Genomic DNA, 12,297 nt, shown 5'->3' with positions numbered 1-12,297 from the left:
CCCTTATAATGTGCAGGCTAATCAGCTGACCGGATGAGTGTGTATTCCAGCTGCGCTGGAGGCCGCGTCATCGCGATTTCCGGCTCTGCAGAACTTTTAATTACGGAGGCAAATTTGGCCGCCAAAGTTGTTTTTCACCTGCCAAAGCAGTTCCACGACAACTACCTTGAACTGACTCATCTTGCCCTATTTCACAAAATTCACGAGTTGGTCACAACGCGTGGCGGCGAAATTGAGGTGCGTCGGCGCCATGAGGCCTTGCGCGCGCCACAAAGGACGGATTGGTCCGACTATCTGGAAGCGGAAAACCTGCATATTATCGAAAACGGAATGGTGCAGCAGGCTAACGCGCTGAACACAGCGTTGGCTTACATACCTCCTTACTTTCATCTCGATGCAAAGGGCGTTCTTGCCGACAGCAGCGCAGGACATGTCGCCTATGACCCTGCAACCGTAAATACCGTCTTGGCGTCCTCCAAGTTCCGCAGTTTGCAAGACAGGTTGGTAAAGAAGCGCCGGTCGCGGTATGGCCCGAAAGAGGACGTTACCGAAATACCGGAAGGCTGTATTGCGGTGTTTCTTCAGGGCGATAACCCTCATCGCCAAGGTACTGCCTATTGTGACAATGAAACTCTGTTGCGCACCGTCGTCGAAAACGCCGAGGGGCGGACTGTGGTGGTGAAAGCCCACCCGATCAGCAAACAATTGGATGATGCGCAACTGATCCTGCAGCTATTGCAGGAAGGGTTGCCGGTAGAAGGTACAGACGCAAATGTTCATGATATCCTGCGGCAATGTGCGGTCACCGTGAGTTATAATTCTGCGGTGGCAATCGAAGGGTTCTTGCATCTCAAACCCGCCATTCTGTTTGGGAAGTCGGATTTCCACCATGTATCGGAGACGGTTCGAACACCCGAGGATTTTCCCAATGCTCTGAGCGCGGCTCTGACAGCGAAGTACGACTATGCGAAGTACCTGCATTGGTACTTTTCGCGGTTTGCAGTGTCGGTGGACGACTGGTTGTTGGATGACAAACTGGTGCAGATTTTTGGGGCAACGGGCTTTTCCGAAGAGCGGCTGGGTTTCCAGACATCTGTTCAAAAACACCAGAGCAATCAGCAGGCATCGCAGACCAAAGCGGCGATTTCAGAAACTCAAAGGCTTCTTAAGGGCCTTCCTGACGGGGCTAACATAAAGCTTCGACGCGTTGTAAGTTTAGACAACTCCTACCAAGAGTTCATTGGAAGACATGGGGATCAAAAACTTCGTATTTGTCGGCATCTTTCCGATGGCGGTCGCCAGGAAGTGCAGGGTCGTGTCGCTGAGATCGGCCGGCTAACAAAAGCCTTACGATTGGAGCACTGCACGGTTGAAGAGGCGGTGCTTTCGTATCCGGAATTTGGGGTGTTGTGCCTTTCGCAGGCGCCAGGCGTACCGCTGGCTCAGAAAATCGCGGGGGCGGCTGGCTCAAGACGCGCCAAGTTTGTGCGCATGGGCGCGGAATGGTTACGGGAGGCCACGTCGGGTCGGGTAAAGCACACAGAGTTGGCGTCGCTGTTCCGTCTAAAGCTCCTGAAAGAGTGGTCCCTGGATAACATCGAGGATGTTAATGATTGCGGGTTGTTGGAGCAGCTCTTGTCCAACTTTTCGAAACGTGCGCGCCAGGTAAAGGGAATGGAAATTCTTCAGATTGAAGGGCAGGGGTGGTTTTCTGCAGAGAACCTGATGTTCAAGGATGATGTCTTGTGCGGCATAAACATCCGTGAAGCGCATTGGACGTCTGTGTCACGTTCTGCCGCTCAGTTTCTAGTAGATGTGCAGCTGCGTTATCCTTTGAAGGCGGAAAGGCGTCGCTTTGGTTTGGCTCAAGATGATTGGCGGGCATTCCTTTTGTCAAATCTGGTGCCGGAAGCTGAGCGCCGAACTGCATTGCCTTTCTTTGTCGCAGAGCAATTGTTTCGGCGGTTTGTGTCTGATTATCGCCAACCAGAAATCAGAGAAAACGCACGCGATGCCATACGCGCTTTCTTGAGCTAAATTTTTTCTGACAAATCGTGGCGTTTCCTCGAAGATTACCACTGAGAGGCAGAGGAGGCGCCCATGCAGGTCGTTCAAGAGTTTCCATATGAGGTTGTTGAAGAATCTCATCTTTGGATCAAGATGCCGGATGGCATCAAATTGTCAGCTCGTGTTTGGCGTCCGCAAACGACAGAGCGGGTGCCCGCAATTCTGGAATATCTGCCTTATCGGAAGCGTGATGGCACCGCAGAACGCGATGCGCTGACACTTCCCTACCTTGCGGGACATGGCTACACCTGTGTGCGCGTGGACATGCGGGGGTGTGGTGACAGCGAAGGGTTGTTTGAAGACGAATACTCACCGCAAGAGCTTGACGATGGTGTTGCCGTCATTAAGTGGCTGGCAGCACAGGATTGGTGCAACGGAAACGTTGGAATGATGGGGATCAGTTGGGGGGGCTTCAATGGGTTGCAAATTGCCGCCTTCGCGCCGCCAGCGTTGAAGGCCGTTGCCAGCTTATGCTCGACCGTGGATCGCTATGCCGACGACATCCACTACAAAGGTGGGATCATGCTGGGCGAAAACCCAGCTTGGGCTGCAACAGTGCTGGGGTGGTTTGCGTTGCCCCCTGACCCCGAAATTGTGGGAGACCGCTGGCGTGACATGTGGCTGCACCGTTTGGAAAACACGCCTTGCTTGGCCGAGATATGGACACGGCATCAAAATCGCGACGAGTATTGGGAGCACGGCTCCGTTTGCGAAGGATATGATAACATCAAGGCGGCGGTTCTAAGCGTTGGCGGGTGGCATGATGGTTATCGCAACACGGTGTCTCATCTTGTCGAGAATCTGTCTGCGCCGGTGAAAGGACTGATCGGTCCCTGGAACCACAAGTATCCGCATTTCGCTGTACCTGGGCCACAAATCGATTTCTTGGGGGAATTGCTGGCTTGGTGGGATTGCTGGCTGAAAGGCAAAGATAACGGCGCAGACAAGTTTCCGGATATGCGCCGGTGGCTGATGGATGGCGTGGCTCCGGCGGTGCAGTACGATCATAGGCCTGGCAGATGGATTGCCGACGCGGCAGGTAAACCTTCTGATGTCCTGTCCTTGCATCTGGTCGGAGACACGCTGTCTGACACTATGGCGCCAGTGGGACGACAGGTGTTGCCCGATTTGGCGTGCGGTCAAATGGCGGGGGAGTACTTCCCATTTGGCTTTGGCCCAGGTGAATTACCGGACGATCAACGGCAAGATGACCTGCGGAGCTCGTGTTTTGACAGCATTGTACTGGAGGAGCCTCTGGATCTGGTGGGGGCGCCAAAGCTGCAGCTGAAGCTCACCTCGGATACATCCAAAGCGCAGCTTGCCGTTCGGCTATGTGATGTGCATCCGAATGGGGAAAGCACCCTCATCTCACACGGATTTCTCAATCTAAGGCATCGAAAAGGGCATCACGCAAACGTGGATGTGCCGGTCGGGAGTGAAATCGACGTGGAGGTGGTTCTGGACCAATGCGCTTATCGCGTTCCGGACGGTCACAAACTACGTGCTGCATTGTCTACAAGCTACTGGCCTTTTGTCTGGCCGGAAGCAGAGCTGGCCACCTTGGAGCTCCATGAAGGCACGATAATGCTTCCAGTTCGCGAGACCACTGACGGAGATGAGTGGACTTTTGATCGTCCAAAGTCTGCCAGCCCAAGGGAGACGGAACGGCTTACAGAGGGGCGCGAAAGCAAACGCATTGTGCGGGATGTAGGGCTTGGCAAGACGACGCAAGAAATTGAGAGCGATAGCGGATTGCTGCGGGATTTGAACATAAACCTGGTGAGCGGCACAAAACACTGGGAGGAATTTTCCATTGTTGATGGAGACCCAACGTCCGCCTGTGCCTCCTTTGCCTGGGAGCGCCACATGTCGCGCGGTTCGTGGTCCGTTGTGGTGAAAGCGGATTTGGAAATGACGGTAGATGCGGATCATTTCTTTATCAAAGCTAACCTGCGCGCCGAAGAAGGCGACATAGAAGTCTTTCACAAGGCTTGGGATGTTTCCGTGCCGAGAGAATGAGGGCCGCGTAAGAAGAAGCCCGCTTAAAAGCGGGCTTCCAAAAAGTTATCTAACAACAAATACCGATTGCTTCGCGTGTCGCGATATTCGGGCAGCGTTTGGCCCGATCAAATAGTCTTTCAGCTGCGATTTGTGGGCGCCCACAATGATCGCATCCGCCGATACGGCCTCGGCCTCCTTGAGGACCAAATCATAGATCGTGCCTTGATCCACATGCAGGCGCACGTTTGCGACATCCGCAAAACGCGCGGATGCCCAGGTCTCCAGCGCCACCTTGGCTTCCTGAAGGATCGCCTTGTTGTGGTCCGAGCTAAAGAACGAGCCAACAATCGACATCCCGTAATCCGGAACCACATTCATAATATGCAGCTCCGCACCGTCGCGTGTGGCCATGGACTTGGCAACCTCGGCCGGACGTTCGGACCCTTTCAGGTCATTTACGTCCACTGTCAGAAGTAGGGTCTTAAACATATCGCGTCTCCCTAGAATGCAGGCTGCGTGGCGCGAGGCCGCTGAATGAGCATCAGACCGGCCAACAACAGAAGCGCCGGAATGAAGAACAGCTCTTTCGGCATCCGCTCGTTTTCAACTTCCACTTGGGAAATCACCACTGGCGTATCACCGTAGTAGTCATACTCGGTGCCCAAAGACCCGAAGTACGGCGTGCCTGGGAACGGTTCTTCAAGGAACAGCTTGCCGTCTTCTTCAAATACAGTCAGCCCGTTCTCCATCATCGCGGCATCAGGCTCACCGCCCGGATAGACCATGGTGATGGTGGTTGCCCGGTTTTCGCCGGTGTCAAAATCGGGTCCTTCAACTTTGAAGCGGATCAAGCTGCCTTCCGGTTGCTCGCCGACAAGCTGCACAGCCTGTGGACCACTGACGCTTTGATACTTCTCTGTCACCAGATCTAGGAAGAAGTCCGGACGGAACAGCATAAAGGCGATGAAGAGCAAGGCTGCACTTTCCCAACGTTTCGACTTCGCGATGAAGTAGCCCTGCGTGGCGGCTGCAAATATCAACATCGCGATCAGGCTGATGAAAAACACCAGCACTGCTTTTGCCAGCCCCACATCGATCAGCAGCAGATCGGTGTTGAAGATGAACATAAATGGCAACAAAGCGGTCCGGATATCATAGGCAAAGCCCTGAATACCGGTCTTGATTGGATCGCCGCGAGAGATGGCCGCTGCGGCATAGGCCGCCAAGCCCACAGGAGGCGTGTCGTCCGCAAGGATGCCGAAGTAGAACACAAACATATGGACCGCGATCAACGGTACAACGAGACCTGCTTGTGCCCCAACGCTGACAATTACCGGCGCCATGAGCGAGCTTACCACAATGTAGTTCGCTGTGGTTGGCAGGCCCATGCCTAGGATCAGAGACAGGATTGCCACCAACACCAGCAGGATGATCAGGTTACCGCCTGAGATGACTTCAATGACCTGCCCAATCACTTGGTGCGCTCCGGTCAAGCTGATGGTGCCGACAATGATGCCGGCAGCGCCGGTTGCCACGCCAATTCCAATCATGTTGCGTGCGCCCATGATCAGGCCCTGCACAAAGTCAGCCCAGCCAACGGAAAACGCGGTGTTGAGCGCGGTTTCGCCTCGGAAGAAGGCTTTGATCGGGCGGTGTGTCAACGCGACAATGATCATGAAGATCGTGGCCCAGAAGGCCGAAAGCGCCGGTGACAAACGGTCAAGGTTTTCCGTTTTCACCATCAGGTTCCACACCAGAATGAAGATTGGCAGGGAATAGTAGGCACCGCCCAGAAGTGTCGGGGTCAGGCGGGGCGCTTCCAGCGGCGCATTGGGGTCATCCATCGCCACATCTGGATACTTGGAGGCCAAGTACAGTAGTGCGAGATACATAATCGCCAGAAGAACAATCGCTGCATAAATACTATCACCCATCACAGGATCGAGCAGGTTACGCACGCCAATCATCACGAAGGTGATTGCTGCCAGACCGAGGAAGCCGGTCAGGAACAGAACCATAATCATGATAGGCCCAATGTGACGACCGGCCTTTTTAAGGCCCTTCATCTCCATTTTCAAAGCTTCCAGATGCACAATGTATAGCAGCGCAATGTAGGAAATGACGGCGGGTAGGAACGCGTGTTTGACCACATCAATGTATGGGATATTGACATATTCCACCATCAGGAACGCCGCCGCGCCCATTACAGGCGGGGTCAACTGGCCGTTGGTAGAAGAAGCGACTTCAACCGCCCCGGCTTTTTCAGCAGGGAAGCCAATGCGCTTCATCAAGGGAATGGTGAACGTACCGGTTGTCACTGTGTTGGCAATCGAACTACCGGAGATCATGCCGGTCATCATCGAACTCAAAACCGAAGCCTTTGCAGGTCCACCACGTAAGGCGCCAAGCAAAGCAATCGCGACTTTGATGAACCAATTGCCGCCACCAGCACGGTCAAGAAGTGCGCCGAACAGCACAAATAGGAAGATCATCGAGGTCGACACGCCTAGGGCGACACCAAACACGCCTTCGGTCTGCATCCAGTAGTGGCCAAGAGCCTTGGAAAGCGATGCGCCTCCATAGTTGGTGATGTCGCGCACCCATTCAGAGTTGCCACCAAAGAAGGCAAACAACACGAAAGAGCCTGCGATGATCACAAGAGGCAGCCCCAAAGAGCGGTAGACACAGATCATCAACACCACCATGCCAATTGCTGACATTGTGATGTCGGCGGTTGTCCAAAGGCCGGGGCGGTCCGCGATCTGGTAGCGGAAAACAACGAGGTACAAACAAGCGCCAACGCCCAATGCGATCAGCGCCCAATCATAAAGTGGGATACGATCACGTGGCGACGACTTGAACATCGGAAAGGCCAAAATGGCCAAAGCGATGGCAAAGGCCAGGTGGATGTAGCGCGCCTGTCCCACGATGTTGGCAAACCCGGTAAAGCCGGTTGATTGCGCCAGGACACCTGGAAGTTTTGATGCGATGTAAAGTTGAAAAAGCGACCAGATGATGCAGATCGCGATGATTAGTTGACCTTGAAAACCTTCGGCGTTGCGTGCGCCAGTATCGACTTCCGCAACCAGCGCGTCGGCTTTGGCCGCGCCATCATTCTGATGATCTTGAGCCATAATCTTCCCCGTTGAACCCCTTGTTGAGAAGCGCCCCGAAATGGACTTCGGGGCGCTTCCAATACTTGTAAACTCAGGCTGACCTTACTTCAGTCCCAGTTCCATGTAGGCCTTCTCGGCACCTGGGTGCAGAGGTGCGCTGAGGCCGTCCTTGACCATCTCGGCTGGGTCCAGGTTTGCAAACGCAGGGTGCAGCTTGCGGAAGTCTTCCACGTTTTCCATCACGGACTTGGCGACAACGTAGACAACTTCGTCAGGAATGGTCGCGGAAGTCACGAAGGTTGCGCCAACACCGAAGGTGGTGGTGTCGCCATCGGTGCCTTTGTACATGCCACCCGGGATGGTTGCGACGCGGTAGAACGGGTTGTCAGCAACCAGCTTTTCGATTTCTGGGCCGGTTACGCTCACCAGGTTTGCGTCACAGGTGGTGGTTGCTTCTTTGATTGCCGCGGCTGGGTGGCCGATGGTGTAGATCATTGCATCGATGTTGCCGTCACACAGCTGCTTCGCCATTTCGGAACCTTTGTACTCGGTTGCCAGAGCAAAGTCGTCCATACCAATGCCATATGCGTCCATCACCACTTCCATGGTGGCGCGCTGACCGGAACCAGGGTTGCCAACATTTACACGCTTGCCTTTGAGGTCAGCAAAGCTGCTCACACCGGCGTCGGAACGCGCGATGACAGTGAATGGCTCAGGGTGAACAGAGAACACCGCGCGGATATCCGGGAACGGGTTGTCAGAGAATTTGGAGGTGCCGTTGTAGGCGTGGTGCTGCCAGTCAGACTGCGCAACGCCAAATTCCAGCTCACCAGCTTTGATGGTGTTGATGTTGTAGACAGAACCGCCGGTGGATTCCACAGCACAGCGGATGCCGTGCTCTTTGCGGCCTTTGTTGACCAGACGGCAGATTGCACCACCGGTTGGGTAGTAAACGCCGGTCACGCCGCCGGTGCCGATGGAGATGAACTCCTGTGCAGAGGCACCTGCAGAAATGCCCATGGAGGCGATAATGGCCGCACCGGCCAGTTTCAGTTTCGAAATCATCTTAGGCTCCCTAGTTGATGATAGTATTGAAATTTCAGTCTTTTTGTCTTTAGTCCACCCAGAAATCACCCAGGCGTTGATTGTGTCGCTCAACCTCTCGGATGCGCTCGTTTGTCCCTTCGCCGGACTGGGCCACCAACATTGCAACCATCGACTCCATTAATGTCAGAGTCGCCGCATAGGACGAGAAGAATTGTGGACTATCTGACGGAACAATAAAGGGAAAAGTTGCGAATTTGATCGCAGGACAGGCGTGGCTGTCACTGATCACGATGGTTCTTGCCCCGATTTGCTGTGCTGCTTCCACCGCTCGGACTGCCCGCGCAGCATATGGCGTCTTGGTGACAACCAGCAAAACGTCGTCTGGCCCCATGGCGGCGAGTGATGCCCCTAATGAGGCGCCCATACGGCCTGCCAGTGTCCAAGTCGTCGAGAAGTAGTTCGTCAGATAGGCCATGTATTCAACAATCCCGGTGGAGCCAAAGGCGCCAAAAAGCACCACGGATTTGGCCTCTGCCAGGGCGTTCACAGTTTTTTGTAATCGGTCTTTGTCTAGCGTATCGACGAGGGTTGTGATGTTGGAAATACAGGCCGCGGCTTGCCGGTCGTAGATCGGCACCGCTTCATCTGAGTCGTCTTGTAGTCTTTTAACCCGCTGGGATAGCGATTGGGATCGCTCTCCAACGGAGTCCCGACATAACTCCCGCAGTTCTTCATAGGTTTCAAAGCCTAATACGCGGGCCAGTCTGGAAAGGGTCGCGGGAGATACACCACTCGCAGCAGAAATTGCCCGCAAGGATCGCGCGGCTACGTCCATTTCATTGGCCAACACATAGTCGGCCGCAGCCCGCAGCTTGACGCTCAGGTCGGCATAATTGCCCGCTACCCGTTCCTGAAGACGGTTTGATCTGTTCACGAATCCCTCCACTTGACAGGATTTATCCAGATGTTTTAGCTCGGGTCAAGATTCGAAACGTTTGTTTCAAGATGTTCTGGCTTATCTCAACTTGGAAAGCTTCAAAGATGCCCAAAGACAGCATCACTACCCGTCACCAGCCTGCCGAATTGCCGCCTCTCAAGGTCACCGTTGCCCCCAATGGGGCGCGTAAGACCAAACGCGACCATCCCATGGTGCCGGTTACCATTGAGGAAATCGCGGCCACCTCAGCGGCGTGTTTAGAGGCGGGGGCGCATGAACTGCATTTGCACGTGCGCGACAAAGATCAGAAACATTCGCTGGATCCTGGATTGTACCGGGAAGCGATGGCCGCTGTGTCCGAAACGGCACGGGGGCTTCAGATACAGATCACCACGGAAGCAGCCGGAATGTACGGCGTCCAGGCCCAACTCGAAACCGTCAAGCAACTGGTGCCAACCGCAACCAGTGTTTCTGTGCGCGAAATGGCGCGAGACGAGCGCGTTGCCCACCGCATGTACGGCTTTGCGCAAGAGGCCGGAGTTCATTTGCAGCACATCCTCTACGACTCAGAAGATATTCACCAATACAAGGCCTGGTTAGCCAATGGAGTCATCAAGCCAACACAGCGCGATGTCTTGCTGGTTCTTGGCAGCTATGAGCCGCTCAAAGATGCGCAACCATACACACTTCCAGGGCTCCTAAACCTGTTGGGGGATGATGTGACATCGTGGACTGTCTGCGCCTTTGGTCCAACGGAGCAACGTGTTGTGCGCGACGTGTTGCGTTTGAAAGGTCACGTGCGGGTTGGGTTTGAAAACAACCTACACAAAAAGAACGGAGAGCTGCTCCGCGACAATGTAGAAAGCGTGTCGCTCGTTGTACAGCACGCCACCTCTTTTGGGCGACCATTGTTAGAAAAGGTGCAAGTTTCATGAGCCATGTATTTCCACGACACAGCCGCAAGTCGCTCCCAACTGTGGCCAGAGGAGAAGGTGTGTTTCTTTACGACACGGAGGGCAAGGCGTATTTTGATGGTTCGGGTGGCGCAGCTGTCAGTTGTCTTGGGCACTCTGATCCGGCCGTGATCGAGGCGATCAAGGCGCAACTTGATGCCACCGCTTTCGCGCATACCGGATTTTTCACGTCAGAGCCTGCGGAGGAACTGGCTGCCAAACTTATTGCCAATGCGCCCGGAAACCTGGATCGGGTCTATTTGGTGTCTGGCGGCTCCGAGGCTATGGAAAGTGCCCTAAAACTTGCGCGCCAATACATGCTGGAAAAAGGTGAACCGAAACGCCGGCACGTGATTGCGCGCCGTCAAAGTTACCATGGCAATACCCTTGGTGCGCTGGCAACAGGCGGCAACCTTTGGCGTCGCGAGCCGTTCTCGCCCTTGCTGATGGAGACCCATCATATCGTGCCGTGCTACGCCTATCGCGGCCAAGAAGTGGACGAAACAGGTCATAACTATGGGCAGCGGGTTGCGCAGGAGTTGGAAGACAAGATTCTCGAACTGGGTCCGGAAGAGGTACTCGCCTTTGTGGCAGAACCTGTGGTGGGCGCAACTTCGGGTGCAGTCCCGCCTGTAGAAGGCTACTTCAAGAGGGTCCGGGACATATGTGATAAGTACGGCGTCTTGCTCATTCTTGATGAAGTTATGTGTGGCATGGGGCGAACAGGCTCTTTGTTCGCCTATGAGCAAGAGCACATTAGCCCAGATATCTGCGCCATCGCAAAAGGTTTGGGGGCAGGGTATCAGCCAATTGGCGCAATGCTCTGTACCTCTGAGATTTACAATGTGATCAGAGATGGTTCAGGGTTTTTCCAACATGGGCATACCTACAATGGTCACCCGACCGCTGCAGCTGCGGCACTGGCGGTCGCGAATCGGTTGATTGATGACGATGTGGTATCCAATGTCGCGCCGTTGGGGGCAAAGTTACACCAAGAGTTGAACGATGCCTTTGGACAGCATCCTCATATCGGTGACATCCGTGGGCGGGGGCTGTTTCTTGGGTTGGAGTTGGTTAAAGACCGAGAGACCAAAGAGCCATTTGATCCTGATCTGGTCTTGGCTCCGCGTCTCAAGACGGCGGCGTTTGAGGCGGGTCTGATCTGTTATCCCATGGGCGGCACAATCGACGGCAAACGAGGCGCGCATATCCTTTTGGCGCCTCCCTTTATCATGGAGTCATCTCACATCGATCTTATTGTCGGCACGCTTGAGGCCGCGATTGAAAAGGTCCTCCCATAGCAGCCACTCAGGTTAAAAACGGTTCAGCCTTCATCGTGTCCGGTGCCGAAACCCCAAGCCGGTGTAGAATGGAGGGGGCCAGCTGTAACTGAGACAGCACTACATCAGGGGCGGGGCCTTTGGCCTCCCCGAAGTAGTAAAGCGCGAACTCCTGCTGCAGCGGATCATTGCCGCCGTGGTGTCCTCTTGCGTCTTGCCCGTGATCCGCGGTGACAATCACCTCATATCCCATCTGCCGCCATCGAGGGATGAAGGGTGCCAGCATTTCGTCCATCACAAAACAGGCATGATCCATTTCGTGGCTTTCGTGCTGAAAGCGATGCCCCATGCTGTCCAGCGTACAGGTGTGCAACATGCCGTAGTCGAGCTCGTGCTTGAGGCAGAGATTGGTGAGTGTCGCGAATAGGTCCACGTCGGAGGGTGTCATCTGGTTGGCCGCGCCATAGCCTGTCATGCTGTGGAACCGCCCGTGATTGATGGTGTTGCTCTCGGGCTCGTCATACTCAATATCCCGTACATAATCGAACGGATGGCGGTTGAAAAACTCCGACCAGAAGGAGTGGGCCACTGCGCCAGTCTTGCCACCCGCCTTGCGAACTTCTGAAAAGATGTCGGCCTGTTTGATGCGGAAAACATTGCCGTTTCCGGTGCAGCCGTGTTCCTGAGGTGTGACTCCGGTGTGGATTGAAGCATAGCAGCTTGCGGAAATCGAGGGCAGCACAGAGGTCATTTTCCACTTTTGGGCTGTGCCGTCTGCCACCCAACCTTCCAGATTGCCAAACAGGCGGCTCCAATTGCGCCAGGGCACGCCGTCCAGGATGATCAGAAGCAGTTTGTTGTCCATGCTAGGCTCCTCCTTAGTATCAAAAGTAATA

9 protein-coding genes are annotated in these 12,297 nt (G+C 54.6%); 4 read left to right on the top strand and 5 right to left on the bottom strand.

Translation table 11 applies throughout. The features are described 5' to 3' along the window. Positions 1 to 33: 33 nt before the first annotated feature. Both MK208_RS12450 and MK208_RS12445 read left to right on the top strand, forming a co-directional pair. Positions 34 to 2,037 (top strand): hypothetical protein, encoded by a 2,004-nt coding sequence (locus MK208_RS12450; protein ID WP_294116958.1) that lies wholly within the window; start codon positions 34 to 36, stop codon positions 2,035 to 2,037. 63 nt (positions 2,038 to 2,100) lie between these two features. Further along, positions 2,101 to 4,086 (top strand): CocE/NonD family hydrolase, encoded by a 1,986-nt coding sequence (locus tag MK208_RS12445; protein ID WP_294116957.1) that lies wholly within the window; start codon positions 2,101 to 2,103, stop codon positions 4,084 to 4,086. 45 nt (positions 4,087 to 4,131) lie between these two features. Here MK208_RS12445 and MK208_RS12440 read toward each other — a convergent pair whose 3' ends face one another. The 4 genes from MK208_RS12440 to MK208_RS12425 all read right to left on the bottom strand — a co-directional run bounded on the left by MK208_RS12440 (position 4,132) and on the right by MK208_RS12425 (position 9,165). Next, the gene (locus MK208_RS12440) at positions 4,132 to 4,557 is read right to left on the bottom strand and encodes a universal stress protein (protein ID WP_294116955.1); all 426 of its coding nucleotides are present in this window, start codon (positions 4,555 to 4,557) and stop codon (positions 4,132 to 4,134) included. An 11-nt stretch (positions 4,558 to 4,568) separates the two neighbouring features. After that, a complete protein-coding gene (locus MK208_RS12435) occupies positions 4,569 to 7,202 on the bottom strand; it encodes a TRAP transporter permease (RefSeq protein ID WP_294116953.1) in 2,634 nt (877 codons plus the stop codon). A gap of 84 nt (positions 7,203 to 7,286) precedes the next feature. Then, positions 7,287 to 8,249 (bottom strand): TAXI family TRAP transporter solute-binding subunit, encoded by a 963-nt coding sequence (locus MK208_RS12430; protein WP_168590971.1) that lies wholly within the window; start codon positions 8,247 to 8,249, stop codon positions 7,287 to 7,289. 49 nt (positions 8,250 to 8,298) lie between these two features. Beyond that, positions 8,299 to 9,165 carry a MurR/RpiR family transcriptional regulator gene (locus tag MK208_RS12425; protein WP_294116951.1) on the bottom strand — a complete coding sequence of 289 codons (867 nt, stop codon included), beginning with the start codon at positions 9,163 to 9,165 and terminating at the stop codon, positions 8,299 to 8,301. Between the two features lie 107 nt (positions 9,166 to 9,272). Here MK208_RS12425 and MK208_RS12420 point away from each other — a divergent pair, with 107 nt between their 5' ends. Both MK208_RS12420 and MK208_RS12415 read left to right on the top strand, forming a co-directional pair. Next, positions 9,273 to 10,103, top strand: a complete 831-nt coding sequence (locus tag MK208_RS12420) for a 3-keto-5-aminohexanoate cleavage protein (RefSeq protein ID WP_294116949.1) — start codon at positions 9,273 to 9,275, stop codon at positions 10,101 to 10,103. Then, entirely contained in the window at positions 10,100 to 11,422 is a 1,323-nt protein-coding gene (locus MK208_RS12415) for an aspartate aminotransferase family protein (protein WP_294116948.1), read from the top strand. The genes MK208_RS12420 and MK208_RS12415 overlap by 4 nt, the downstream gene beginning before the upstream one ends. Before the next feature lie 7 nt (positions 11,423 to 11,429). Here the strand turns inward: MK208_RS12415 and MK208_RS12410 are convergent, their stop codons facing one another. After that, positions 11,430 to 12,266 (bottom strand): alkaline phosphatase family protein, encoded by an 837-nt coding sequence (locus tag MK208_RS12410; protein WP_294116946.1) that lies wholly within the window; start codon positions 12,264 to 12,266, stop codon positions 11,430 to 11,432. Positions 12,267 to 12,297: the final 31 nt, after the last annotated feature.

Source organism: Shimia sp., assembly GCF_022448905.1.
Classification (GTDB): domain Bacteria; phylum Pseudomonadota; class Alphaproteobacteria; order Rhodobacterales; family Rhodobacteraceae; genus Shimia.
Note: the sequence above shows the minus strand (reverse complement) of the source record. Positions and strands in the feature narration are given on the sequence as shown.